The following is a 24,986-nucleotide window of genomic DNA, read 5'->3' as shown; positions in this document are numbered from 1 at the left end:
TGAATCGGGCTGACAAAACCCTGCGAAAACGCTGAGAGCATAAGGGCGGGCGTGCGCTGCCCACGCTGGTGCGACACAATAGCACGGTGAAGGAAACTGAGATGACCTCGAGAATTGACGGCGAGCCCGACCTGCATGAGGAGGCTGACCGCGAGAGCCCCATGCGCAGATGGAGGATCATCACAGCATTCCTGGCGATGCTTGCAATGGCGGTCATCCTCCTGTGGGTGCCCGTCCCCTTCGTGGTCTCCAGCCCCGGCCCAACCTTCAACGTGCTGGGTTCCGCCAACGGCGAACCGATGATTGCCATCGAAGGCACTGACCCCACGACGGGGGAGGAGGTCCAGCTCGACGACGCCCAATCGGCGTCAGTCACCGCCAAGGCGAAGCCCGGCCAGGGCCAGCTGCGCATGGTCACCGTCTCCGAATCGGGTGGGCCCGGCAATCGCCTGAACTTCGCCCAGCTGCTCATGGCCTACTTCGACTCTCACTCCAAGATCGTCGACTACGAATCGGTCTACCCCTCGGGGACCACGTACAACGAAATCAGCGATGCCCAGTCCGCCATGATGCGCAACTCGCAGACCACCTCTCAGGTCGCCGCCCTCGAATACCTCGGCTGGGACGTCCCCGCGACCGTCACGATCGAAGGCGCCACGGAGGGCTCCAACGCGGACGGCATCGTCCAGCAGGGCGACATCCTCCAAGCGATCACAACGCCCGACGGTACGCGCCACGAGATCACCCACGCCTCACTGCCCTTCACACTCATGCGCACGGTGCCCGCCGGAAGCCACATGACCCTCACCATCGAGCGCGACGGCGTGGTGCGCGACGTCTCCTTCGACTCCATCGCCGCCTCCGCCACCGAAAGCGGGTCCAAGCTCGGCATCTACCTGTCCGTCACCCCGGAGCTGCCCGTTGACATCTCCTTCAACCTCGACGGCGTCGGCGGCCCCAGCGCCGGCATGATGTTCTCCCTGGGCATCATCGACCGCCTCACCCCCGGCGACATGACCGGCGGCAACGCCATCGCCGGCACCGGCACGATGTCCTTCGACGGCCAGGTCGGCCCCATCGGCGGCATCCAGCAAAAGATGTGGGGCGCCCACGACGACGGCGCCCAGTGGTTCCTGGCCCCCTCCGACAACTGCTCCGAAGTCGTCGGGCATGTCCCCGACGGTCTGCGCGTCGTGAAGGTCTCCAACCTGTCCGAAGCCGCCACCGCCGTCGCCACGATCGCGGAAGGCAACGGCGCAACCTTGCCGACCTGCCAGTAGCGCGGGGCGCTCTCAAGCCCGCCCACCGGCTTTCGTCAGGTGGGTGCACAAGGGCCCCGGCCTCGTCCATCTGGTCCGGACGAGGCCGGGGCCTCCTCTATGCTCTCAGGCTTCCTCCTCCGTCACCGGCTCGAGGGACGCGCGCAGTGCCTCAACGAGGGCGGGGACCAGCGCGGAGCCCTGCCCGACCTTGTCGTCGGAGTCGAAGGGGCGCGTGCGCAGCGCGCACCAGGACTCGCCGGTACGCATGACACCCACCGCCAGGCGCACGTCCGTGCGCGAGGGGTGATTGGAAATGAACTCCAGGGCCTCCTCCGGGTCCTCGGGGGCCTCGTCCTCCACCTCCGGGGGAACCACGATGCGTTCGACGGTGATCGCGGCGCCCGGGACGGCCTCGGGCCAGGCGAGGTGGGCGAGAACTTGCTCCACGTCGTCAGTGTCCAGATCCTCCTGAATGATGGCACTCAGGTGATCCTCCGAGCCGTCCCACCCGCTTCGGAGCTGATCGGCGATGTCGGACGGCAGATTCGGATCGGCGAGCAGCATCGCCGTGGGAACCAGCGCGTAAATGGAAGGCGCGTGGTCCCACCCAACCCGGGCGGCACCCTTCTCAATATCAACAACTACGTTGGCCAGCGCGATCTGTCGCGCACTCGGCATCATCTCAACAGTCATAACCCCATAATCTCACGGAGAGCGGACAAGACAGCAACGAAGAACAACGTGCCCGCCGGTAGACTGGGACCTAGCTTTCGGTTTAACAGAGAGGATTGCTGTGAGCTTCCCATTTTCGGTCTTCGGATCCGATGAGCCGCGCCGACCACGAGGGCCGCGAACGCCACACGTCGAGGTGAAGCTGCGCAAGCCCGGCCCCGGCGCGATCACGGTTACCGCGCTCATCGCCATCATCGGCGTCATCTACGGTGCCTCCATCGTCTGGACGGAGATCCTGTGGTTCCGCCAGATGAGCGCCACCCGCGTCATCTTGACCCAGTGGGGGGCTCACATCGGCCTCTTCGCGGTCGGCATGGTGGTTGCGACCGGCCTGTTGTACTTCTCCATGGCCTACGCCTATCGCCACCGCGCCTCCTCCACGCGCGGGCAGGCCTCCGCCTCGCTGCGCGCCTATCAGGAAGCACTCGAACCCGTGCGGCGCTTCGCCTTCTGGGCCGTCGCGCTCTTCTTCGGCTTCACGAACGGCGCTCGCCTGGCCACCGAATGGCGCACCCTGCTGCAGTTCCTCAACGCTTCCTCCTTCGACCAGGTCGACCCCCAGTTCGGCCTGGACATCTCCTTCTTCGTCTTCGTTCTGCCCGCGATCAAGGTGCTCGTCTCCTTCCTGATGGCGGTCACCGGCATCGGCCTGGCCGCCGCCCTCGTGGTCAACTACCTCTACGGGACGATCCGACTGGCTCCGCGCCCCCACGCCTCCAAGCACGCGCGCCTGCAGACCGGCCTGATGGCAGCCACGCTGTCCGTCTTCATCGGCATCAACTACTGGCTGGGCCGCTACGAACTGCTCACCTCGGATACGGGCTCCATCCACGGCGCCATGTACTCTGACATCAACGCGACCCTGCCCGCCCACTCGATCCTGGCGGTCATCTCCTTCCTGGTCGCCGCCCTCTTCGTCGTCGCTGCGTTCCGCGGCACCTGGCGCCTGCCCGTCACGGGCGTCGCCGTCACCGTCATCGCGGCCCTGATCCTGGGTGGGGCATACCCCGCGCTCATCGAGCAGTTCCGCGTGCGCCCCAACCAGCGCACCCTCGAATCGCCCTACATCCAGCGCAACATCGACGCAACCCTGGCCGCCTACGGCCTCGACGACGTCGACTACCAGACCAACTACGACGCGGCCACCACGGCCTCGGCCGGCCAGTTCGACAACGAGGCCCTGACCTCCCAGGTGCGCCTCCTCGACCCCAAGGTCATCACGAAGACCGTCCAGCAGCTCCAGCAGTCCCGCCTGTACTACGGCTTCAACTCCGGCATGAAGGTCGACCGCTACGACGTGGGCGGCGAGCGCCGCGACACTGTCATCTCCGTGCGCGAACTCAACCTGTCCGGCCTGTCCGCCGAGCAGCAGACCTGGGTCAACCAGCACACCGTCTACACGCACGGCTTCGGTGCGGTCGCCGCCTACGGCAACCAGCTGACCAGCGACGGCCTGCCCTCCTACTGGGAGCAGTCCGTGCCGTCGGTGGGCGAAATGGGTGACTACGAGGAGCGCGTCTACTTTAGCCCCGGCTCGCCCACGTACTCCATCGTCGGCGCCCCCGAGGGGGCGGCACCCCAGGAACTCGACTACCCGGATGACACCGCGGTCGGCGGCCAGGTCTCCACGACCTTCACCGGCAACGGCGGCCCCTCCGTGGGTAACACGTGGAACAAGCTCCTGTACGCCATCAAGTTCGGGTCCACCGACCTGTTCTTCTCCTCCCAGACCAACGAGGCCTCGCAAATCCTCTACGACCGCGACCCACTCCAGCGCGTGTCCAAGGTCGCCCCCTACCTGACGCTCGAGCAGTCCGCCTACCCGGCGGTCGTCGACATGGACGGGGACGCCTCGACCCCCAAGCGCCTGGTGTGGGTGGTCGACGCCTACACGACCACGAACAACTACCCCTACTCCCAGCACGAGTCCCTCTCGGACGCGACCGTGGACTCCCAGTCCACGCAGGTGGGCCAGTACGTCCAGAACAACAAGATCAACTACATGCGTAACTCCGTCAAGGCCGTCGTCGACGCCTACGACGGCTCTGTGCGCCTGTTCCGTTGGGACGACCAGGACCCGATCCTGCGCACCTGGGAAAAGATCTACCCCGGCAGCGTCGAGCCCATGTCCGCCATCTCCGGCGACCTCATGAGCCACCTGCGCTACCCAGAGGACATGTTCAAGGTCCAGCGCAACCTGCTGGCTACCTACCACGTCACCGACGCGGCTGGCTTCTACTCGGGCGGCGACCGCTGGCGCCTGGCCGAGGAAACCTCCACCTACGGGGACGCGTCCGCCTCCGCCGCCCAGCGCACCGACGCCAACGGCAACCGCGTGTCCGCCCCGACCTCGCTCCAGCCCCCGTACTACCTGACCATGCAGATGCCCGGCCAGGAGAGCGCCGAGTTCTCGCTGACCTCCGTGTTCGTGCCCGGTGGCGGCGGTGAGGGCCGTCGCGAGGCCATGGCTGGCTTCCTCGCGGTCGATTCCGAGACGGGGAACACCCCCGGCGAGGTGCGCGAGGGCTACGGCAAGCTCCGCCTGCTGGCCCTGCCCTCGTCGACGACCGTGCCCGGCCCCGGCCAGGTCCAGAACAAGTACGACTCCGACGAGAAGATCGCCACCCAGCTGAACCTGCTCAACCAGGCTGACTCGACCGTCATCCGAGGCAACCTGCTGACCCTGCCCGTGGGTGGCGGCCTGCTCTACGTCCAGCCCGTCTATGTCCAGGGCACCGGATCCGCGTCCTACCCCGTGCTGCGCTCCGTCCTGACGGCTTTCGGCGACAAGGTCGGCTTCGCGCCCACCCTCGAGGAGTCCCTGCGCCAGCTCGTCGCAGACGACGGGACGGCCGCGACGACCAGGCCTTCAACACCGGCTGGCGACAGCGGGGGACAGTCCGGTGCCTCCGTCTCGGGTGACCCGTCCGCGCAGCTGAGCCAGGCCGTGTCCGACGCGGGTCAGGCGCTGCGCGATGCGGACGCCGCGATGAGCAAGGGCGACTGGACGGCATACGGTGAGGCCCAGAACCGCCTGCACGATGCGCTGAACCGCGCCGAGGCGGCGCAGACCGCGCTGGGCGGTGCTTCTTCTGGTGCCGTGCCCGCGCCTAGCCCGAGTCCGTCAGCTACGGACGCGGCGCCAGCGCCGTCAGCATCGGCTGACGCGCAGAGTGGCTCATAGCCTCTCGCTGCGTGCTCCACGCGCCCGGCCTGGCATCCTCGTGGGTTGCAGGCCGGGCGCGCTGCATCTGCACGCAGGGAAGGAGTGAACGTGACGCGTTGTATGTTCCGTATGCTATGGGTGTAGGAGCCGGTAGGCGGGAAGGAGAGAACATGAGTGCGACGCAGCCTCGACACCAGGACAGCCCCGGAGGAGAACCCGCCGTGGAAGCTGCAGGGACCGGATACGCTGGCGCCGCGCGTATGCCGCTGTCGCGAGGAACGCGCCTGGGGCTGGTGATCCTGCTGGTCGCGTGGAGTATTCACCTGGCTGAACGCTTCATCCCGGACGACTTCGTGCGATTACACCTCTATCTGGAGAGATTTGCGTCGGGGCACTTCTGGTTCTGGGCTGCCTTTGATGTCCTGCTGATCGTGTTGACGGCTCTAGCTCTGGTCAAGGGACGCAACCGATGTCGTCTTGCCGCCGCCGGCATCCTCGTGGTTACGGCCTTCGTCGCCGATCCCATCCTCGCGGTTGCTCACGGCGGGCATTGGTACGACCTGATGGTTCCTCCGCTCCCGGACCTGTCGGGCAACGAGGTCGCATACGAGCAGCGCGTAATGGAGGTACGGGTCTTTTTCATGTGGGTCGTGACCTGGGTCGGCATCGGCGTCGCGATGTGGCTCCTTGTGGCCAATAACCGTCGATCAACCGAGAACGAGTTCCGTTGGGAGAGGTAGCTCACGGCCGCTTTGTTTGACCTGTCTTGACCCTAGTGGTAAGCTTTTAACCACCGACGCGGGGTGGAGCAGTTCGGTAGCTCGCCGGGCTCATAACCCGGAGGTCGCAGGTTCAAATCCTGTCCCCGCTACCACCACAGACCCGGTCCCGTAAGGGGCCGGGTCTTTTGTTTCCCTCGCGTCCCGCCCTGTGAACGTCTTGACCAGGCGTGTGCGTCACACGATACAATTGGTTGTTCGCCATCAGGAAGTGCACTTTCGGGTGCGAGAGGAATACAGATGAGCACCATCGATCCGTCGCAGCTCACTGCTGCTGACATGAGCAATCCCGCGCTGAGCCCGCAGGACCTCGCAGACATTACTGCCGCGCGCGAGGATCTGCGACCCTACGTTGCGACCCATCCGGCGTTGTACCCTGCCCTGAAGCAGTGGCTCGCCGACCAGGGCGTCGTTCCCGCTCAGCCCCCCGCCGCGCAGGCAGACCCTGTCGAGGTTGTCGCCGAGGAATCCACATCCGAGCAGCCCGCGGCCGAGCCTGAGCAGCCTGTCGTGCAGGCCCCCGTGGACGCAGCGCCGTCGGACGAGGATCTCGAGCACTCTATCAACGAGGCCGCTCGCGACGAAAGCATCGCCAACCCCGTTGCTGCTCAGCCCGAGCAGGCTGCGCCCGCGCAGGGTGAGTCGACCGCATCCACTCAGGGTGCGCAGTTCGGTCAGCCCCAGTACGGCCAGCAGGCTCAGCCCGGCCAGCCCCAGTACGGCCAGCAGGGTGCACAGTTCGGTCAGCCCCAGTACGGCCAGCAGGCTCAGCCCGGCCAGCCCCAGTACGGCCAGCAGGGTGCGCAGTTCGGCCAGCCCCAGTATGGCCAGCAGGCTCAGCCCGGCCAGCCCCAGTACGGCCAGCCCCAGTACGGCCAGCCTGGACAGCAGGCTCAGCCCGGCCAGTCTGCTGGCCAGCAGCTTGGTGTTGCCGCCCAGCAGCTTGGCGCTGCCGCAAACTCGGCATTTAGCCAGTTCCAGAACGCGGTAGTCGCACAGACCGGCAAGGTGAGTGGCCGTTCCGTTCGCGCGACCTATTCTCTGATCGGTATTGCGGCAGCATCGCTGTTCCTCTTGATCTCGATGATTCTTCCCTACGTTGATGGCGTTTGGAGGACGTACTCGCTCCTCGGCCTAGAGAGTTGGTTCCCGGTTACCTTCCTGCTGCTGCTGCTCATTAACGTCGGCCTGGGCGTCGCCTACTGGCTGACGAACCAGAAGTGGGCCTTCATCTCGGTGGGTGCGGGCTCGGTTCTCCTCGCGCTCATGACGTTGATCGAGACGCTCTACTTCGTCAGTAAGGTCGGGGACTTCGATTACATGCTGATGGGCTTCTACATGTTCTCCTTCTTCGGGCTCTGTCTTGGCGCTGCCGGTGTCATTCTGCTTCTCGAGCTTAAGCAGGGTAATGTCGCCCCTCTGGATACGACGCCTGCCCTGCTCAACCAGATGGGGCAGCAGGGTCAGCAGGGCTTCCAGGGCCAGCAGGCTTACCCGACCCAGCAGGGTCAGTTTGGTGCTCAGCCCCAGCAGGGCTACTCCGCGCCGCAGGGCTTCCAGGGCCAGCAGGCCTACCCGACCCAGCAGGGTCAGTTTGGTGCTCAGCCCCAGCAGGGGTACCCGACCCAGCAGGCCGGTCAGCCCCAGTACGGTCAGCAGCCGTTCGGGCAGACGGCTCAGAGTCAGCAGAACCAGCAGGGGCAGACGGGCGAGCAGCCTCAGAACCCCTACAGTCCTCAGGTGTGAGCCTTCGGCTGACTAACGCTCAGTAAAGGGGTCCGCGGCACAAGCCGCGGGCCCCTTTACTGGTAGCCCTTACCCGTTCCTGCGCGGCTGGACCCGACAGGTGGAGTATGGGCAACCCCGCCCACACTGCCACCCAAGGGGTTAACCTGCGCATCCAAGGGCCCAAGTACTCCCCCATCGGGCCGATCACGCCACCTATCCCGCGAGCCATGCCGGCAAGCACGCACGCACGCGCGCGAGGACGAGGCCGACGCTGGCAACGAACGCCCGCCACGCACTAGTCGCGCACACACGCACAAAGTGGCCCAGGCCTCGTCACACTTTCGCCGGCGAGGCCGACGCTGGCAACGGGGCCGCCACGCACTAGTCGCGCACACACGCACAAAGTGGCCCAGGCCTCGTCACACTTTCGCCGGCGAGGCCGACGCTGGCAACGGGGCCGATAACGGAACCACCCCCGGAGACCTGGCAGCGTTAACCCCTTGATGCGCAGCTGGGCCCTACAGGTGGAGCATGGGCAACCCCGCCCACACTGCCACCCAAGGGGTTAACCTGCGCATCCAAGGGCCCAAGCACCCACCCAAGGGGTTAACCTGCGCAGTCGTGGGGTTCACGTGTGCAGTGAAGGGGTCCGGGCACCCCGTCGGGCCGATGAGGCCGCGCGTGAGCGTCCGGGCCCGCAGCGCGCTTACTCGTCGTCGTCTTCGGTGATGTCGACGCCAGCGACGCCGTCGAGGTCGGCGAGGGTGGTCACCAGAAGCGAGCGCGACAGGTCCTGGCGCGTCGCAGCGGTAAACCGGGCGGTGGAGGTGTTGCGATCGGTGTGCGTGGACACGCCCGACACCGTCCAACCCAGAGCGCCGACCTGTGTGAGCAAGGTGGACAGGACTCCGTGTCCGGGCGTGTAGTGGACCGTCAGCGTGATCGTGTGCCCGTTGGTGCGCATGAGGATGAACTGGACCAGCGGGGTGAGCAGGCCGATGACGATGAAGTGCAGGACGGTGCCAGCCATTGCGAGCCACCATAGGCCCGCGCCGCACGCCATTCCGATAGCCGCGGTCTCCCAGATGGTTGCGGCGGTCGTCAGGCCGCGAATCGCGCCGTGGCGGGTCAAGATGATGCCCGCGCCCAGGAAACCGATGCCGGAGACGATCTGGGAGGCCACACGCGAGGGGTCGTAGCGGGTAATGCCATCGATAAGGATGTCGGAGAAGCCGTACTTGGAAATGAGCATCATGAGGCACGCTGTCAGGCCCACGATGGCCTGGGTGCGAATACCGGCGCTCTTTCCCCGGATCTGCCGTTCGAGGCCGATGGAGGCCGACAGGACGAGAGCGAGCAGCATCCACCCGATGCTGACGAGTTGGTGCGTCATGGTGTCTTCCTTCGTAGGCGTAGGGAGAATTTTAGTCTAGCGACCAGGAATTGCGGAGGCGTGTGGACCACACGAGGCCGTGGCATCTTTCGCTCGTTGCTCACCGGGTTGGGGGTGGCTGTGTCCGCCTGATCGAGCATCGGAGAGCGACAAGCCGAGCACGGGCACAACTGCGGCAGATTGCCCCGAAAGTGTTGAAAGGGTCGACCTGCGTGTCGTCCTCAAACGGTGCGGCGAGCGTGAAGCAACCACGGCCTCGTTAAAGATCGAGGAAAGAACGTCCCAATCTCGACACAAGAATTTGGGGTTAGTATGGGACTCACGATCGACAGATGAGGAACCTCTTGATGGATACTCCCACTCCCGATGACATCGCCAGCGATGTGCAGCAGCGCTCCGACACACAGTTGAAGCGTGGCCTGGCGTCGCGCCACATGCAGATGATCGCCATTGGCGGCGCGATTGGCACCGGCCTGTTCCTGGCCTCGGGTGCCACGGTCGCCAACGCCGGCCCGGGCGGCGCGCTTCTCGCGTACGCGGCGATCGGCCTGATGGTGCTGCTCCTCATGCAGTCCCTGGGTGAGATGAGTGCGCACCAGCCGGTCGCGGGCTCCTTCCAGACCTTCGCCACGAAGTTCATTTCCCCCTCCTTCGGCTTTGCGATGGGGTGGAACTATTGGTTCAACTGGGCGGTGACGGTCGCCGCGGACCTGGTGGCCTCGGGCTTGGTCATGGCGTATTGGTTCCCATCTGTGCCCTCGTGGATATGGGCGGTGGCCTTCCTGGTGATCGTCGTCGGGCTCAACGCGCTGTCGGCGCGGGTCTACGGTGAGGCAGAGTTCTGGCTGGCCGCCATTAAAGTCGTGATCGTCGTCGTGTTCGTGATCTCGGGCGTGTTCATGATCGCCGGGGTGATGGGCATGAACTCGCCGGGCCTGTCGAATTGGTCGATCGGGGACGCCCCCTTCCACAATGGTTTCGTCGGCGTCATCGCGGTATTCATGATCGCTGGCTTCTCCTTCCAGGGCACCGAGCTCGTGGGTGTGGCCGCCGGCGAGTCCGAGAACCCCCAGCGCGACGTGCCGCGCTCGATCCGCACGGTGTTCTGGCGCATCATGTTCTTCTACATCGGTGCGATCGCGGTCATCGGCACGCTGCTGCCGTACACGGATCCGAGCCTGCTGAGCGCCGCCGAAGAGAGCACGGAGGCTGTCGCGCAGTCGCCCTTCACGCTTGTCTTCGCGCGCATGGGCATCGGCGCGGCGGCGGCCGTCATGAACGCCGTCATCCTGACGTCGATTCTGTCGGCGGGTAACTCGGGCCTGTACGCGGCCTCGCGCATGCTGCACTCGATGGCCCTCAAGCACCAGGCGCCCGCGATCTTCGCGAAGGTCACGAAGGGTGGCGTGCCCGGCTACGCGATGGCCGTGACGACGGTGACGGCGGCGTTTGGTTTCATGACGCAGCTCGTCTTTAATGACGCCTACATTTGGCTGGTCAACATTGTCGGCATTTCGGGCATCATCATGTGGCTGGGTATCGCGGTGAGCCACATTCGCTTCCGCAGCGCCTACCTGCTGCAGGGGTATCGCCTGGAGGACCTGCCGTATCGCTCGCCGTTCTTCCCGGCCGGGCCGATCATCGCATTCATCATGTGCCTGGTGGTCATGGCGGGGCAGAACTACGAGGCGGTCATTCACGGCCAGGTCTGGGAGGTTGCCTCCTCCTACATTGGCCTGCCGCTCTTCGGCGTCGTGTGGTGGGGCTACCACCATGCCCGCAAGGATCGCATGGTTCCGCTCGCCGAGATGGACGTCGCGCCCGTCGAGATCGAACCGGTTTCCGAATAGGGGAGCTGGGGTCGGGGCCGCTCTGGTCGCTCGCCTGCCCGGGATGATTCCGGGTATTGACGAGGCCGGGGCGGCCCCGCTCGTCTGGCGCGGTGCGCGGCTTGTCACCACTTGGTGACGACCGGCGTGGCGGGGGAGCGGTGCCGCTGGTTTTCATAGGATGGGTGCATGATCAACACGCGACGCCTCTTTGCCGTGACCGCACTGACCGCCCTCGTCTTGGGAGCGAGCGCATGTTCGCCGAACGGTGCTCAGCCCCAGTCGGGTACCACGTCCGCTCCCGCGACGCCCAGCGCGTCCGCAGCCTCAAGTGGTCAGCCCGCCCAGAGTGGCATGGACGCCCAGAGTGGCGACATGGTCCAAAGCGGCTCGGTCGACCGGGGTAACCAGGCACCCGAGGTCGACACCGCCGACAACGAGGCGCAGTGCGACCTGAACAACCTCCAGCCCGCCATCGCGAGCAACCAGGAGATCGGCGGCACCACCTACGTGGATATGTCCTTCACGAACGAGGGGCCCGCGTGCTGGATCGGCGGCTTCCCGACGGTTGTGTTCGCCTCCAACGGTGCCACCGTGTCCGAGGCTGCGCGCGACGGCGAGGATCCGGGCAACGTGTACACGGTTGCCGCGGGTGGGCGCATCGGCGTGAAGCTCACCGCCGAGGCCGTCGACGGCGTCCCGGGATGCACGCCCGTGTCTGCCGACCATGTCGACATCATGAATACCAACGGCTCGGGTTCGACCAGCCTGCAGCTGTCGCTGCGTGTGTGCGAGGAGATGCCCTCCGTCGCGGTGAGTCCCTTCGAACCCATGGGCTGAGCGACCTGGCAATATTTGTCACGGTGGGCGCCGAGGCGGTTGCGACCGCTTCGGCGCCCACCCGTATAGCCTCAACACAAGCACAAAATCGCTGACCAAACGTCACAAAATGTGTCCTGACACATCCTAAAATGGGGGTGACAACACGTCAGGAGGCACTAATGTTCACGCCGTATCCCCATCCCACTGGCGCGTACCCGACAGCCCCTCAGCCCGCCACGGCCTCGTCGCCTGCCCGCGCCGGCGCAGGCTACCCGACGGCCTCGTCCAATCGGCCAGCGGGCCCCCGCGCCCACCCCGCACCGCTCGGAGGAGGCACACCTGCGGTCAGAAGCTTTGGCACCCAGCCGCTGTGCGCGGGCGCGCCCGACGGTGGGTCAGGGGAGGGCGTCCCCAGCTACGCGCTCTACTGCGTGTTCGCGCTCAGCGCGCCGATGCCTCGTGACGAAGAAGAACGCGAACGGATCGTCGACGAATCCCTCGGCTACGTCTCAGATTCTGGCGCCCAGATCCGAGGATGGTATGACCTGGGAGGATTCCGGGCCAACGCGGACCTCATGGTTTGGCTCCTCAACGAAGACCCGGCGACGCTCCAAGACGCATATCACCGCCTGCGCGCGTCGTCCCTCGGACGCCACCTGACACCCGTCTGGAGCTGCATGGGCGTTCACCAACCCGCCGAATTCCTCCACGGGCACGTTCCCGCCTGCTTCCTCGGTGCCGACGCGCGCGACTGGGCGACTGTATTCCCCCTCGTGGGCATCCACGACTGGTATCTCATCGAGCCGGGGGAGCGCTCGCGCATCGTAGCCGACTACGGTCGACGCGGTTTCGGCGTGCAGCCGGACGTGGACGTATCCGTGCTCTGCGCGTTCGCGTTGTCGGATTACGAGTACGTTATCGCTATCGAAGCTGATAATCTGGACCGGCTCGAAGGAGTGACACACGCCCAGCGCTACAGCGAAGCGCGCCCGTACGTGCGTGAGGACACCCCCTTCTTCACAGGCCCACGCGTCACCCTGGCGCAGTGGGCGACACATCAACCGCGTTCATAAGGAGACACTGATGGGTTGGAAAGAAAGCAAGCAGGCATTCCAGTACGCGCTGCCGTACGAGCAGGTGTTCCAGGCGGCCATGGCGGCCGTCCCGATGGTTCCGAAGGCAGTCCTGACGAGCGCGGACGTGAACGCCCGATTCATCACTTTCGACACCCCCACCAGCTTCACCTCCTACGGTGAGAACATCGTCGTCGGCTTTATCCCCTCCGAGACCGGCGTCATTGTCGAGGTCACTTGCGCCACCAAGGGCCTGCCCAACCTCATGCAGGACGGCCGTAACCGCAAGAAGATCAAGCAGTACATCGACGGGCTGTCCGGCATCCTCCAGGTCAGCGCTACGGAGGTCATCCCCTCCTGACGCACGCGATGCAACGCGGCGCCGCAGTGCCAGCACGCCAGTGGTCCCCGGTCTCGACTACGAGGCCGGGGAGCCTTCATCTGCTCACTGCGATCGGAGTACTAGACATGCTTGCAGCTGGTGCAGCTGAGAGTGGCAGTGTCAGTGCTGCTGAACCTTCTGTGGGATGACGATCGACATGATGCCTGCTTTTTTCGTCATGCGGCTGTTGGTCGAACGCCCTGTGGGCACATGTCGAGTACTGTTAAGGGCCCCGTTCTTCGGGGCTGTCCGTTGCTCGATCTCTTAGGGGGCGTGATGGTTGCGACGCGGAATTTGTTGCGAAAGTTGGTCCAAGCGAGGTGAGCGCATGACATGGGCTGGATAGCACGCAAGAGGAAGCGTAGTCAGCGGTTCTATGCCATTCCCGATCGTGATGAAGGAGTATCGTTTTCCGAGAAGGTGGCGATGGGAATTATGGTCTTCGTCGCATTCGGTGCTGTTGTCGCACTGTATGTGGGGAAGGTGCCTCTCGGTGTACTGTTGCTTCTGATGGTTGTGTTAAGCGGACTGTCACTCCCTCTCGCCTATAATGTGGGTGGCCTATTTTTGTCGATCAGCCATGATGATCGTAGGCAGCAACTCAGGATCGAGCTCAGTGCCATGGGAGTTTATCTGCACGGCGTGATCGCTTTCCTTCTTTCCCTGTTTACTAGTGGGTGGATATGGTGTGCCATTCACCTGGAGGATGGACTGTATCGACGCGTCGTCGCTCTGGCTTTGCTGAGCTGTCATCGACAAGTAGCTGGAATGATGCGTTTTGCCTCTGGCAAAGGTGAGAGCATTGAGATAACCAAGCGCAAAATGGTTATCCGTGATTCGCGCCGAATCTGTCATTCTCTTTATTGGAAGGATCGTCCTGTCGTTGCGGGTGTTCGCGGCGTTGATGAGGTTCTCATTCGCTATCGCGGAGGTCGAGAAATAATCGCTTCCCTGATAGTCCTTCCCCTGTCGAAACCTGAGCTCAAGAAGATGGTTGGATACTATTGTGACGATCCTCAAGCCCGTGCGCGGCTCGGACAACCAGACTCGGTGCGCGATGTGAGGCGGGCGCTCGGGTGGACAGTATGAATGTGTCAGCGACGGATACGCGAGGGCTGTGAAAGGTGAGTTGTGAACAAGTTTGAACCCCCGCTCGGCGGCAAGTCTGCGGATCCTGAGGATGGTGTGCACCGAGGCTCCGAGCAAGCCCAGGCAGGCCAGCGCGCCCCGGCCTCGTTCTCTGGCGGCGAGCCGGCCCCACCCAAGCCGAACTATGGCACGTTCTTTACGGTGTACCCGTCGGATCGGCGACAGAGCGAGGCGTGGGCCGGTGCCTTCATTGGCATTCTTGTGGGAGTTTTCCTTGCAGCCCTGGGAGTCCTCGCGCGTGACGTGGTCTTTGCTGTGGCGTCGATAATGTTCGCCGCGACCTTCGTTGCCGGTGCGGCGGTGGATGCTGGCTGGTCCCGTGGGCTGGTGACGCTCGACATGGCGCCTGATGGGTGTGTGACGGTGCGGCCCAGCGTGCGCTTGACCGTCTTGCGCATCGTGACCGTCGTGTGCGCAGGTCTGGGTTTCGTGCTCTACGGGCTCTCGTTGCTTGTCGGGGTGTCCTCTTTGTTGGTGCGGCTAGGGGCTACGACCTCTTTCGCGCTCGTCGTGCTTGCGGGGGCGGTTGGCCGTTCCTTGTTCTCGTCCCCGCGGCAGGAGTGCATCGTGCTCACCGAGAATGTCGTCATGCTGTGCGGTAAGGATGGCGTGAGCTACACGATTCCGTGGGCGGCGAAGCCTGCCGTTATTGCTCATCGCCAGCGCAAGACCCTGCTGATTAAGACCGACGACGATGTCGAATGCCCGATCTCCTTCGCCCACCTGCGCATCGTCCCCTCGCGCGTCAAGAGTCTGCTCGCGTATTACCACAAGAACCCGGAGGCGCTCGACCGTCTCGGCACCGAGGAATCGGTTGATGACGCTCTGAAGGGCTTGGGCTGGTACCGGTGGTCTCGACGGAGGCGGTGACCGCCTGCCTGGCCACGGCCTCGTTTATCCATCGACGAGGCCCGGGTTTAGCGTGTGATGCGCGACTCATAAGCACGACCCTGGTTCGAATGTGACGGTTGTTCTGTAGGCGTAAGCTGGCAGAAGTATTCCGTCTATTGACGCCCAAGGGGGGAGCGAATTATGGCACGTGGGTACCGAGCGGTCTTGGAGCTAGGTGAGCGGGAGGATGCGCTGCGCGTCGCTGATCGGCTTTTCCATGAGTGGCTGCACGACAAGTATTCGCTGTGGGAGGCGGGTGAGCAAGCCGCATGTAACGACGAGGGCGTCTACCGATTCGGCACTCTTCTATCATCGCGAGGGCAACACATGGACCTCGTCGTAACGAAGACGAGGGAGACTTCTGCCGACAAGCACTACAGCCGACAGCTCTTTGAAACAGTGGAACGCACTCAGGACGGCGAGCACTGGGTGATGCGCCTGTACGCGATGAGCGCCACGAAGGAGTCGGCGTATCGGCAGGTTATCTGGGTGGAGGTGGTCCCACCACGCGACGGGAAATGGGACGCGAAACCTCCACGAGTGGTGTGTGATCTCATCCGTGAGGGCGGAGTCTTTGACCGGGACATGCCGCTGTCGGATGCCCTCCAGCCAATCAACGACGCCAACCAGGTGGAGGAACTCATCGGCTGGATCCGTGATCCGCGCAGGCGAACCTCGGTGGTCGTAGCTGCGCCGCTGACCGACGGCGATACACCGGAAGCTCTGAAGCAGGAAAGCCGGTGGCACCAGATTCTGGCCCCGCTGACGGGTGACTCACTGGGCTGCGCCACCTATTTCTTGCTGACACCGCAGGTGTATGCCGGCTACCTCGCAAAGATCGGTGAGGGGCTTGGCATGCCGCAAGGGAGCCTGCGTACGTTCCTGCCGGGCGTGCAGCCGGGAGACCTGATCGATGCGCGTCGGCACAGGGTCCTGACCGCGGCGACCCTCCTGCGTGGCTACGACGAGGAGCAGGGACGTTTCCACCCGGCGCTGGCACGCACGATCGCGAGAACACCGCGCGAGTACCTGTGGGACAACGGGCTGGACAAGGAACTCCTCCAGGCCCACAAGGTACTCGACCAGCGCAGGGCCTCAATTCCAACCTTCCACCCCCTGGAGGAAGCGTGCGATAAAGAAACACGCAGCAAAGAAGCAGGTGAGGAAGTCCCACGCCAGGAGGTTGGGGCCGCACAGCCAAGAGCGCTTCTGACACACAATGGGCGAAAGCCCCGCACATCCAAGCGTCGTGTCCTACCCAACGTCGGCCTTGTTCGTCGTTGCGGCACAAAGCCCGCTGCGGCCCGATCTGGTTGGAGCGATCAGCTGCGGGGACTCATCGGGCACGTGCTCGAGTTTGCGAACCCGCGCGTGCGTGAGGACCGTGAACGAGCCGTCGCGCAGCTGAAGAAGAGACTGGAGGAGAAGACCGCCAGGTGCATCGAACTTGAGGGAGAACGTGATCATGCGCGTGCGGAAACAGAAGCCGCACAGGAACTCCTCGCTGAGGCGGCGCAGGAGAGTGAGCGTAAGCTCGCGGACCTCAGGTCCGAAGTGGAAGATCTGACGTCGCATAAGGATGATATGGAGATCAGACTCCTATATGCGAACGAGGAGATTCGCGAGTTGGAGCAAAAGAACCGTCATCTCGCGTGGAAGGCTACGCATCCAGATCAGCGCGAATCCGACGACCGATACTCGGAAGATATGCTCGACCGGCCACCGGCAGACATGGTTGAACTCTACGACTGGATGACGAGTGATGCGGAGCATGAGCAGGTGCGCCAACACGTTGTCTTCGGTGATCCGGACGCGATGATGGAGGAGATGCTCCGGCTTGACGAGTTGAGCGTGCGAAACTACGCGGAGGATTTTTGGCGCTACATACTGGTCTTGCGCGACTATTTGCGTGCGCGGGAGGCCGGTGATTTCGCGAATGGTAACGTGTACGACTTTCTCAAAGCGGCACCCGACGGCTACCGCACGTGTTCACCGCACCGTCATAAGTCCAACGAGAGCGACACCGTCAAAGGGAATTCGCGCTGGCGTCGTGAGCGTGTGTTCCCAGTGCCGATGATCGTTGACCCGAGCGGCGAGATCACGATGTGGACCCACTTCGCGCCCACCCACCACGACCGCAACGCCCCACGCATGTACTACTACGCGGACACAAAAAAGACCCACAAGGTTTACATCGGCTATATCGGTCGTCACCTGACGAACACGAAGACCAACTGAATCGTTCAGATGCAACTCGGCCCCGGCCTCGTCCATTCAAGGATTGACGAGGCCGGGGCTGGGTTGTGCCTCCTGCCTGGCGGTGGGGAGTGGACGAAGCCGCTCCCGAGAAAACGGCCTACTGCTTGTCGGTGTCGACTTCGGTGACCGCGGTTGCGTCCGTCGGGGTGTCTTCCTCTGTGTCTCCGGATTCGCTGAGGTTCTCGGTTTCAGCCGGATCGGCGGCAGTGTCAGAGGCGCTGGGCGTCGCAGTGTCTCGTGGGCTCAACCAGCGGAAGATCTCGCGGAGTCCCCACGCGCACAAGGCAGCGATGAAGTGGTAGTGCAACCACCGGGTCGCGAACCCCCAGCTGGGGACGCCGAAATAATAACCCAGCAGAACTTCCACGAACCACAGGGCCGCCATGTCGGAGAATACGGCCCCCATGATGGCGACAGGCTTCCACCATCCGGCCTTCTCGAGGAACTTTCGGGTGATGGCTATCAACACCTGGAAGAAGGTGAAGATGCCCATGAAGCCATAGAAGTACATGAGATGCATGCCCATGGCATAGGAGACCGGGAATCCGGCCAGGAAGATCACGTGGAGGACCAGGTATCGGACGATGAACGTCATGATGCCTCGTGGGTCCCTCGATTTTGTCATTCCTCCATCTGCGTCTTCGGAGCTGGTGGGGTTCTCCGTAACAGCCGGATCAACGGCATCGACAGGGGCGCTGGGCGTAGCAGTATCTCGCGGGCTCAACCAGTAGAAGAACTCGCGGAGTCCCCACGCGAAGAAAGCAGCGACGAAGTGGTAGGGCAGCCACGCAGTCACGAGTTCCCAGTTGGAGTCCACGAAAAAACCCGAGACTATCCCTCCCAGCCACCACAGGACCGCCACGTCGGAGAATACGGCCCCCACGATCGCGACAATGTTCCACGATCCGGCCTTCTCGAGGAACTTTCGGGTGATGGCTATCAGCACTTGGAAGAAGGTGAAGAAGCCCATGAAACCAAAGAAGTAGATGAGTGCCAGGTCCATGGCATAGGAGACCGGGAGTCCGACCAGGAAGATCACATGGAGAACCAGGTACCGGACGAAGAAGTTAACAATCCCGTGCGGGTCACGCTTATCTGCCATGCCCCCATCCTAACGGAGCTCTCAGGCGCGAGGTCCAGCCTCTCAAGACCCTAGAATCACGGAGATACTAGCCCGCCCTGCTTCCAATCCCGGCCCCGGCCTCGTTGATCAATGAACGAACGCGGTCACCGGGACCGCTCACAGGCTCCTACACTGTTCTCATACGCCACAATAGAGGAAGGCCACTCAATGCAGCGCAGGGTCAGGCGAGCGTGGCGTTGAGCGAGAAAGCGAGGATGAACGATGGCATCCACCAACCAATACCTGGAGTTCGTGCTCGACCTTCTGGGTGAGCTGGACGACGTGGAGCACCGCAAGATGATGGGCGAATACGTCCTCTACTATCGGGGCAAGGTCGTGGGCGGCATCTACGACGACCGCTTCCTGCTCAAGGTCACGCCTGCCTCCGATCGGCTCCTGTCCGGCGCCCCGCGCGCCATCCCCTACGAGGGAGCGAAGGAGATGCTCCTCGTCGAGGTGGAGGACCGCGACACGTTGCAGGACGTCGTCGACGCGATGTGGCAGGAACTGCCCGCACCGAAGAAAAGAAAGAAGAAGTAGGTGCCCGGCCCGGGCCTCGTCGATGGATGGATGGACGAGGCCGGGGCCGGGTTCGTTGGATACGCGCGGGAGTGAGCCTACAGCTTCGCCACCAGCTCCGCGACGCGCGCCGCGTGATCGCGCGAACGCGTCACCATCTCAGCGCGAGCGGCCTCGTCCGTGCGATTCGCGTACGAGACGCCGTACAGGGGCAGGCTTCCCACGAACTCCAGGCCCACCAGCGCGCTCGTCGCCATCGCGGGAGCCAGGAAGCGGTCGAAACCGCCCGGCTGTGCGGAGTAGTAGGACTCGTCGGCGCCTGTCGTCACCGACACGACCAGCTTCTTACCGTGCAGAGCCGTTCCCGTAGACCCGTGGCTGAAACCGCGCACGAACACGTCCTCCACCCACTTTTGCAGGAGCGACGGCCAGCCGTACCACCACAGCGGATACTGCAGGACGATCACGTCAGCGGCGGCCAACTTCGCCTGCTCAGCCGCGACGTCAATGCGGTAGTCGGGGTAGAGCTCGTCGAGCTGGTCGACCACAGCGCCCGGAATAAGGGAAGTCAGCTCCTCCACGATGGTCTTATTCGCGAGCGAATCATCTCCGAGGCGCGGGTGACCCGACACAATCAGAACGTTAGTCATTGCGGCATCCTTTCGTTGATGCGGGCAGTCTATCCCCGGCGACCCAGCGACGAACAGGGCGAGAGGGCAGGTTTCGCGCCCGGTGAAGACACGTCTCAGGAGGGGGACGTGGAGGAGACTACAGTGGAGACATGCCCGACACAGACACCCAGCCCCTGACACTGCGCCGCATCCTCCTCGTCATCGCCACCGGCATTGGGGCAGGATTCCTGTCCGGACTCTTCGGGGTGGGCGGAGGGCTCGTCATCGTCCCCGCGCTCATGGCCGTCCTGCGCATGGACCAGCGCCGCGCCTCTGCCACCTCGCTTGCCGCCATCATCGTCACCGCCGCCGTCGGGTCGGGCACCTACGCCCTGCACGGCGAGGTCTCCTGGGCGGGCGCCGCCCTCCTCGTCGTCGGCGCGCTCGCGGGCTCCCAGATCGGCGTGTGGCTCCTGCGGCGCCTCCCCGCGCCCGTCCTGCCCTGGATCCTCATCGGATTCACGGTCTTTGTCATCGTCTCCCAATACCTGCACGTCCCCACGCGCGACGGCGTCGTCACCCTGACACCAGCCTCGTGCGCATGGACGGTCCTCGTGGGCCTGTGCGCGGGCATCCTCTCCGGTCTGGTCGGCGTGGGCGGCGGATCCGTCATCGTGCCCGGCATGGAGCTTGCCGTCGGCGCTGGCGACCTGATCGCGCGCGGCACGTCCCTGCTCGTCATGATTCCCACCGGCATCGCCGGCACGGTCACCAACCTGCGTCACCGCATGGTCGACCTGCGCGTCGGACTTATCGTCGGGGCCTCCGCCGCGGCCCTCGCGCCCCTCGGACGCCTCATGGCCACGTGGGTGTCCCCAACCGTGGGAGCCATCCTGTTCAACATCTTCCTGCTGTCCATCATCGCCTCCACGATCGCGCGGATGCGGCGCAAGGCGCGCGCTCAAGGCTGAACGAACCGGCCCCGGCCTCATACGAGACCGGGGCCGAAACGTCAGCGCGACGAGCGGATCACTCGTCGGCGGCGCTGGGGTGCGTCATGTCGGCGGGAACGACCCACGCGTCGAACTCCTCGGCGGTCAGGAAGCCCAGCTCGAGGGCGGACTCGCGCAGCGACAGGCCCTTGTGATGCGCGTTCTTCGCGATCTTCGAAGCCTTGTCGTAGCCGATGTGGCGGTTCAGGGCCGTGACCTGCATGAGGTTGATGTCCAGGTTGTGCTGGATCTTCTCGTAGTTCGGCTCGATGCCGTACGCGCAGTGCGTATCGAAGGACACGCAGGCGTCGCCGAGCAGGCGGATGGACTCCAGGACGTTCCACGCCATGACGGGCTTGAAGACGTTGAGCTGGAAGTTGCCCTGCGAGCCGGCGAAGCCGACCGTCGCGTCGTTGCCGAAGACCTGCGTGGCGACCATCGTCATGGCCTCGCACTGGGTCGGGTTGACCTTGCCCGGCATGATGGACGAGCCCGGCTCGTTCTCGGGGATGATCAGCTCGCCGATGCCGTTACGCGGGCCGGAGGCGTACCAGCGCACGTCGTTCGCGATCTTCATGAGGGCGTCGGCCAGGACGCGCAGCGCACCCGAGACCAGCACCAGCGCGTCGTGCGCGCCCAGGGCGGCGAACAGGTTGTCGGCCTGCTTGAACTCGATGCCCGTCTCCTCGGAGATCTTCTTCGCGGTGAGCTCACCGAACTTCGGGTGAGCGTTCAGGCCGGTGCCCACGGCGGTGCCACCGATGGCCAGCTCGCGTGCACGGGTGTCGGCGTACTCGATGCCGTCGAGGGCGAAGTCAATCTGAGCAACCCAGCCGGAGATGACCTGGCCCAGGCGGATCGGGGTCGCGTCCTGCAGGTGGGTGCGGCCCACCATGATGACGTCGTCGAACTCCTTGGCCTTCTTGTCCAGGGTGTCGCGCAGCTGGCGCACGCGCGGGTACATGTCGTGCAGCTCGGAGACGACCGCGATGTGCATGGCGGTGGGGAAGGTGTCGTTCGAGGACTGGCCGCGGTTCACGTGGTCGTTGGGGTGCACGGGGGACTTGGTGCCCATGGTGCCGCCCGCGAGCTCGATCGCGCGGTTGGAAATGACCTCGTTAGCGTTCATGTTCGACTGCGTGCCCGAGCCGGTCTGGAAGACGACCAGCGGGAAGTTGTCGTCGAGCTTGCCGGAGATGACCTCGTCGCCTGCCTGCGCGATGTAGTTCGCGATGTCGGCGGGCAGCTCGCCCAGCTCGGCGTTGGCCAGGGCCGCGGACTTCTTCAGGATGCCGAGGGCGCGCACCATCGGGCGACCCCACACGAAGGTGTTGCGTCCAATGTCGAAGTTGTGCAGCGAACGCTCAGTCTGAGCGCCCCAGTAGCGGTTCGCGGGGACCTCAACGGCGCCCATCGAGTCGGTTTCGGTACGGGTTTCTTGTGCCACAGGTGGCTCCTTCGCGTAGGGCTTACGTACCCACCTAGGATAGCGCCGAGCGCGCTGTGAGGCGTGGGGCACTCGTCCTAGTCTCGCGCACGGGACGCGACGTCCAGCCTGCGCAGGAGCAACCACGCGCACGAACACGACAGTGCGACGAGAGACAGCGCGAGGAGGAAGGGTGACAGGGGCATCCACCCGTACAGGGCCGTGGCGCTCACGGGCGCGACGATCCACGTGATCGCGCCGGTCGCGTTGATGACGCCGGCGATGCCGCCCTGCTCGCGCGCGTTCACCGCCAGGGACGCGCCGGCTGAGTAGCCGGGGGAGGCCATGCCCGAGGCGACGCCCATCGCGAAGGTCGAGGCCGCGACCGCCCACAGCGTCGGCGCGAGGGTCAGGCACGTGAGGGCAATAAGGGCGAGCGTCATGCCCGCGCGCAGCAGGGCGCGAGGCCCCCATCCCAGGCGTGGCACGACGATCAGCTGCATGAGCATGGCGCCCGCCGCGTTGGCCAGCAGCATGAGGGCCGTGATCGAGACGGCGGGCGCGGGCTCGAGCCCGCCGCGGTCCTGCACGAGAAAGCCCATCGTGATCTGAACGACGCCATTGGCGAAGTAGATGCCGAACACCGAAGCGATCCACGGGGCGATGCGCCGGTCGGTCCATCGCACGCGCGGGGGCAGCTCACCGTCCGTGGTCGCCGCGCTCGCGCCGTTCCCCGCTCCCTCAACCGACGAGGCCGGGGCCGCCTCTTCGGGTTCCGTGTCCTCACCGGTCAGGCGGGGTAGGCGCCTCCTTGTGCGGGTGGATGCTCCGTCGCGGGGCAGCCAGATGAGGGCGATTCCCAGCGCGACGAGGACGAAGATCGGGGTCGCATGCACGGGCCCGAAAATCCACCACGCGCCCAGCGCCGACGAGACGAGGGAACCCACCATGACGGACAGGTTGATCGCGCCGGAGAACGCGGACGTGCCGCGCACGCGCGAGGCCTCGTCCGGGGTGACCTCGGCGACCAGGGCCTGTCCGGTCGGCGGGATCGCCGCGACGGCCGCGCCGAAGAAGGGGCCGCGCGCCGCCATGATGGCACCCGCCGCCAGGAAAGCGCCGATGGAGCCGGCCGCCCGCGCCCACACGGCCGCCGAAAAGAGCGTGCCCGCCGTGAGCGCTAAGAAAAGAGCCAGCAGGATGACGCGCCTGCGCCCCCAGGCGATGGAGCGGCGCCCCCAGAACTGGCTGAGCGCCGTCACCGCGGCGGCCGCCAGGGACACCGCCGCACCCACGATCCACTCGGGCAGCTCGAGCGCACGCGACAGGGGCGCAATCGACACGTTGAGCATGTTCTGCGCCGTGTACGTAAACAGCGCGATCGCCACGAGCGCGCGCAGGGTCGGATTCGTCAGCAAAGGTGATGAGGGCACAGTGCATCCTACGACGAAGGCCCCGCGCGACGCGCGGGGCCTCCCCAGACAGTTGTCGAATAACACAGAGGTGCGGTAAGAGTTAACGCTGCACCCAGGTACTCACCCTCCAGCGGGCGTCGCCCGAGCGTTCACGCCACTCGCTATCGGAGCGCGACTCGTCCCGGCGCCACAGCGCCGGATCCAGCGGCGGCGCGTACACGAAGGTCGACCCCTCGGGGGCGCTCGCGGCCACGTCCAGCTCCAGGTCGGTCACCACGGCCTCGTCCAGGAGAGGCAGAGTCTGCGCGTAGACTTGGGCCCCGCCCGTGATCCAGATGTAGGGGGCCTGAGTGCGCGCTGTTTCCTCGCGCGCAACCTCTAGGGCCTCCTCGACCGAGGAGACGACGAGCGCGCCGGCGGCCTCGTACCCGGGCGTACGCGTGATCACGATGTTCGTGCGGCCCGGCAACGCCTTGCCCAGGGCCTCCCACGAGCGCCGACCCATGATGATCGGGCAGCCCATCGTGGAGTCCTTGAAGTGGCGGAAATCCGCCGGGACATGCCACGACATGGCCGTGCCCGACCCGAGAATCCCGTTGCTATCCTGCGCCCAGATCGCCGCGAGCTTCGTCATACGGCGACCGGTGCCTTGATCGTGGGGTGATGCTGGTAGTCCGTCACCGAAATGTCATCGAAGGAGTACTCGAACATCGAGGGAGCCTTCGTCAGCTCCAGGCGCGGGAACGGGTAGGGCTCACGGCTCAGTTGCTCGGTCACCTGCTCGGTGTGGTTGGAGTAGATGTGGCAGTCCCCGCCGCTCCACACGAAGTCACCGACTTCCAGGCCCGCCTGCTGGGCGAACATGTGGGTGAGCAGCGAGTAGGACGCGATGTTGAAGGGAACCCCCAGGAACATGTCAGCGCTGCGCTGGTAGAGCTGCAGCGACAAGCGGCCATCGGCCACGTACAGCTGGAAGAACGCGTGGCAGGGCTCGAGCGCCATCTGCGGCAGGTCGCCGACGTTCCACGCGGACACCACCATGCGGCGCGAATCCGGGTTCGTCTTCAGCGTATCGAGGACCTGGGAAATCTGGTCGATATGGCGACCGTCCCCGGCGTTCCACGAACGCCACTGGACGCCGTACACCGGGCCCAGCTCGCCGTCCTCGTCCGCCCACTCGTTCCAGATGCGGATGCCGTGCTCCTGGAGCCAGGACACGTTCGAGGACCCCGACAGGAACCAGAGGAGTTCGCCGACCACCGACTTGAGGTGCACACGCTTCGTTGTGATCAGCGGGAAGCCCTTGGACAGGTCGTAGCGCAGCTGCGCCCCGAAGATCGAGCGCGTGCCCGTGCCGGTGCGGTCACCCTTGGGGGTGCCCTCACGCATAATGCGCGCCAGCAGGTCCTCGTACTGGCGGTCGACGGCGCTCACG

At 64.8% G+C, this 24,986-nt stretch carries 21 protein-coding genes and 1 tRNA gene; 14 read left to right on the top strand and 8 right to left on the bottom strand.

Annotated elements, in window-relative coordinates:
* The first annotated feature begins 101 nt into the window (after positions 1-101).
* Positions 102-1,280 (top strand): PDZ domain-containing protein, encoded by a 1,179-nt coding sequence (locus tag O3669_RS03920; RefSeq protein ID WP_371523728.1) that lies wholly within the window; start codon positions 102-104, stop codon positions 1,278-1,280.
* A 105-nt stretch (positions 1,281-1,385) separates the two neighbouring features.
* On the opposite strand, the gene O3669_RS03915 is transcribed toward O3669_RS03920, so the two are convergent.
* Complete coding sequence (locus O3669_RS03915; RefSeq protein WP_295919544.1) at positions 1,386-1,955, bottom strand: PPA1309 family protein; 570 nt, start codon at positions 1,953-1,955, stop codon at positions 1,386-1,388.
* A 175-nt stretch (positions 1,956-2,130) separates the two neighbouring features.
* On the opposite strand from O3669_RS03915, the gene O3669_RS03910 reads away from it, so the two are divergent.
* The 4 genes from O3669_RS03910 to O3669_RS03895 all read left to right on the top strand — a co-directional run bounded on the left by O3669_RS03910 (position 2,131) and on the right by O3669_RS03895 (position 7,685).
* Positions 2,131-5,178 carry a UPF0182 family protein gene (locus tag O3669_RS03910; protein ID WP_371523727.1) on the top strand — a complete coding sequence of 1,016 codons (3,048 nt, stop codon included), beginning with the start codon at positions 2,131-2,133 and terminating at the stop codon, positions 5,176-5,178.
* A 152-nt stretch (positions 5,179-5,330) separates the two neighbouring features.
* On the top strand, positions 5,331-5,900 hold the full coding sequence (locus O3669_RS03905; RefSeq protein WP_371523726.1) for a hypothetical protein: 570 nt from the start codon (positions 5,331-5,333) through the stop codon (positions 5,898-5,900).
* Positions 5,901-5,957: 57 nt separating this feature from the next.
* Positions 5,958-6,034: transfer RNA gene (locus O3669_RS03900), tRNA-Met, on the top strand.
* 145 nt (positions 6,035-6,179) lie between these two features.
* Complete coding sequence (locus tag O3669_RS03895; RefSeq protein ID WP_371523725.1) at positions 6,180-7,685, top strand: hypothetical protein; 1,506 nt, start codon at positions 6,180-6,182, stop codon at positions 7,683-7,685.
* Positions 7,686-8,373: 688 nt separating this feature from the next.
* On the opposite strand, the gene O3669_RS03890 is transcribed toward O3669_RS03895, so the two are convergent.
* Complete coding sequence (locus O3669_RS03890) at positions 8,374-9,060, bottom strand: MgtC/SapB family protein (protein ID WP_295920685.1); 687 nt, start codon at positions 9,058-9,060, stop codon at positions 8,374-8,376.
* A gap of 347 nt (positions 9,061-9,407) precedes the next feature.
* Here O3669_RS03890 and O3669_RS03885 point away from each other — a divergent pair, with 347 nt between their 5' ends.
* From O3669_RS03885 to O3669_RS03855, 7 genes are all read left to right on the top strand, one after another.
* Positions 9,408-10,910 carry an amino acid permease gene (locus O3669_RS03885; protein ID WP_371523723.1) on the top strand — a complete coding sequence of 501 codons (1,503 nt, stop codon included), beginning with the start codon at positions 9,408-9,410 and terminating at the stop codon, positions 10,908-10,910.
* 168 nt (positions 10,911-11,078) lie between these two features.
* A complete protein-coding gene (locus tag O3669_RS03880; RefSeq protein ID WP_295920687.1) occupies positions 11,079-11,729 on the top strand; it encodes a DUF4232 domain-containing protein in 651 nt (216 codons plus the stop codon).
* Positions 11,730-11,890: 161 nt separating this feature from the next.
* Positions 11,891-12,784 carry a chlorite dismutase family protein gene (locus O3669_RS03875; protein WP_371523721.1) on the top strand — a complete coding sequence of 298 codons (894 nt, stop codon included), beginning with the start codon at positions 11,891-11,893 and terminating at the stop codon, positions 12,782-12,784.
* 10 nt (positions 12,785-12,794) lie between these two features.
* Positions 12,795-13,145, top strand: a complete 351-nt coding sequence (locus O3669_RS03870) for a hypothetical protein (RefSeq protein ID WP_314768469.1) — start codon at positions 12,795-12,797, stop codon at positions 13,143-13,145.
* A 354-nt stretch (positions 13,146-13,499) separates the two neighbouring features.
* Entirely contained in the window at positions 13,500-14,255 is a 756-nt protein-coding gene (locus O3669_RS03865) for a hypothetical protein (protein WP_371523720.1), read from the top strand.
* A 42-nt stretch (positions 14,256-14,297) separates the two neighbouring features.
* The gene (locus tag O3669_RS03860) at positions 14,298-15,185 is read left to right on the top strand and encodes a hypothetical protein (RefSeq protein WP_371523719.1); all 888 of its coding nucleotides are present in this window, start codon (positions 14,298-14,300) and stop codon (positions 15,183-15,185) included.
* Positions 15,186-15,347: 162 nt separating this feature from the next.
* Entirely contained in the window at positions 15,348-17,444 is a 2,097-nt protein-coding gene (locus O3669_RS03855) for a hypothetical protein (protein WP_371523718.1), read from the top strand.
* 118 nt (positions 17,445-17,562) lie between these two features.
* Here O3669_RS03855 and O3669_RS03850 read toward each other — a convergent pair whose 3' ends face one another.
* Positions 17,563-18,567, bottom strand: coding sequence for a hypothetical protein (locus tag O3669_RS03850; RefSeq protein WP_371523717.1), 1,005 nt, complete (start codon positions 18,565-18,567; stop codon positions 17,563-17,565).
* Between the two features lie 243 nt (positions 18,568-18,810).
* On the opposite strand from O3669_RS03850, the gene O3669_RS03845 reads away from it, so the two are divergent.
* Entirely contained in the window at positions 18,811-19,128 is a 318-nt protein-coding gene (locus O3669_RS03845) for a TfoX/Sxy family protein (protein WP_371523715.1), read from the top strand.
* A gap of 77 nt (positions 19,129-19,205) precedes the next feature.
* On the opposite strand, the gene O3669_RS03840 is transcribed toward O3669_RS03845, so the two are convergent.
* The gene (locus O3669_RS03840; protein ID WP_295966751.1) at positions 19,206-19,757 is read right to left on the bottom strand and encodes an NAD(P)H-dependent oxidoreductase; all 552 of its coding nucleotides are present in this window, start codon (positions 19,755-19,757) and stop codon (positions 19,206-19,208) included.
* Positions 19,758-19,888: 131 nt separating this feature from the next.
* Here O3669_RS03840 and O3669_RS03835 point away from each other — a divergent pair, with 131 nt between their 5' ends.
* Entirely contained in the window at positions 19,889-20,689 is an 801-nt protein-coding gene (locus O3669_RS03835; RefSeq protein WP_371523714.1) for a sulfite exporter TauE/SafE family protein, read from the top strand.
* 58 nt (positions 20,690-20,747) lie between these two features.
* Here the strand turns inward: O3669_RS03835 and fumC are convergent, their stop codons facing one another.
* The 4 genes from fumC to O3669_RS03815 all read right to left on the bottom strand — a co-directional run bounded on the left by fumC (position 20,748) and on the right by O3669_RS03815 (position 24,985).
* Positions 20,748-22,157 carry a class II fumarate hydratase gene (gene fumC / locus O3669_RS03830; protein ID WP_295969402.1) on the bottom strand — a complete coding sequence of 470 codons (1,410 nt, stop codon included), beginning with the start codon at positions 22,155-22,157 and terminating at the stop codon, positions 20,748-20,750.
* A 77-nt stretch (positions 22,158-22,234) separates the two neighbouring features.
* On the bottom strand, positions 22,235-23,569 hold the full coding sequence (locus tag O3669_RS03825) for an MFS transporter (RefSeq protein ID WP_371523712.1): 1,335 nt from the start codon (positions 23,567-23,569) through the stop codon (positions 22,235-22,237).
* Positions 23,570-23,651: 82 nt separating this feature from the next.
* Positions 23,652-24,185, bottom strand: coding sequence for a dihydrofolate reductase (locus tag O3669_RS03820; RefSeq protein ID WP_371523711.1), 534 nt, complete (start codon positions 24,183-24,185; stop codon positions 23,652-23,654).
* The gene (locus O3669_RS03815) at positions 24,182-24,985 is read right to left on the bottom strand and encodes a thymidylate synthase (RefSeq protein WP_371523710.1); all 804 of its coding nucleotides are present in this window, start codon (positions 24,983-24,985) and stop codon (positions 24,182-24,184) included. Before O3669_RS03815 ends, O3669_RS03820 begins: the two co-directional genes overlap by 4 nt.
* Position 24,986: the final 1 nt, after the last annotated feature.

This window comes from Pauljensenia sp. 20925_1_34 (assembly GCF_041432775.1).
Taxonomy (GTDB): domain Bacteria; phylum Actinomycetota; class Actinomycetes; order Actinomycetales; family Actinomycetaceae; genus Pauljensenia.
This window is presented reverse-complemented; position numbering and strand designations above follow the sequence as displayed.

What these genes read in the sequence shown, in the direction of transcription:
- O3669_RS03920 (WP_371523728.1), top strand. Translation starts at nt 102, where the DNA reads ATGACCTCGAGAATTGACGGCGAGCCCGACCTGCATGAGGAGGCTGAC.
- O3669_RS03915 (WP_295919544.1), bottom strand. Translation starts at nt 1,955, where the DNA reads ATGACTGTTGAGATGATGCCGAGTGCGCGACAGATCGCGCTGGCCAAC.
- O3669_RS03905 (WP_371523726.1), top strand. Translation starts at nt 5,331, where the DNA reads ATGAGTGCGACGCAGCCTCGACACCAGGACAGCCCCGGAGGAGAACCC.
- O3669_RS03895 (WP_371523725.1), top strand. Translation starts at nt 6,180, where the DNA reads ATGAGCACCATCGATCCGTCGCAGCTCACTGCTGCTGACATGAGCAAT.
- O3669_RS03890 (WP_295920685.1), bottom strand. Translation starts at nt 9,060, where the DNA reads ATGACGCACCAACTCGTCAGCATCGGGTGGATGCTGCTCGCTCTCGTC.
- O3669_RS03885 (WP_371523723.1), top strand. Translation starts at nt 9,408, where the DNA reads ATGGATACTCCCACTCCCGATGACATCGCCAGCGATGTGCAGCAGCGC.
- O3669_RS03880 (WP_295920687.1), top strand. Translation starts at nt 11,079, where the DNA reads ATGATCAACACGCGACGCCTCTTTGCCGTGACCGCACTGACCGCCCTC.
- O3669_RS03875 (WP_371523721.1), top strand. Translation starts at nt 11,891, where the DNA reads ATGTTCACGCCGTATCCCCATCCCACTGGCGCGTACCCGACAGCCCCT.
- O3669_RS03870 (WP_314768469.1), top strand. Translation starts at nt 12,795, where the DNA reads ATGGGTTGGAAAGAAAGCAAGCAGGCATTCCAGTACGCGCTGCCGTAC.
- O3669_RS03865 (WP_371523720.1), top strand. Translation starts at nt 13,500, where the DNA reads ATGGGCTGGATAGCACGCAAGAGGAAGCGTAGTCAGCGGTTCTATGCC.
- O3669_RS03855 (WP_371523718.1), top strand. Translation starts at nt 15,348, where the DNA reads ATGGCACGTGGGTACCGAGCGGTCTTGGAGCTAGGTGAGCGGGAGGAT.
- O3669_RS03850 (WP_371523717.1), bottom strand. Translation starts at nt 18,567, where the DNA reads ATGGCAGATAAGCGTGACCCGCACGGGATTGTTAACTTCTTCGTCCGG.
- O3669_RS03845 (WP_371523715.1), top strand. Translation starts at nt 18,811, where the DNA reads ATGGCATCCACCAACCAATACCTGGAGTTCGTGCTCGACCTTCTGGGT.
- O3669_RS03840 (WP_295966751.1), bottom strand. Translation starts at nt 19,757, where the DNA reads ATGACTAACGTTCTGATTGTGTCGGGTCACCCGCGCCTCGGAGATGAT.
- O3669_RS03835 (WP_371523714.1), top strand. Translation starts at nt 19,889, where the DNA reads ATGCCCGACACAGACACCCAGCCCCTGACACTGCGCCGCATCCTCCTC.
- O3669_RS03820 (WP_371523711.1), bottom strand. Translation starts at nt 24,185, where the DNA reads ATGACGAAGCTCGCGGCGATCTGGGCGCAGGATAGCAACGGGATTCTC.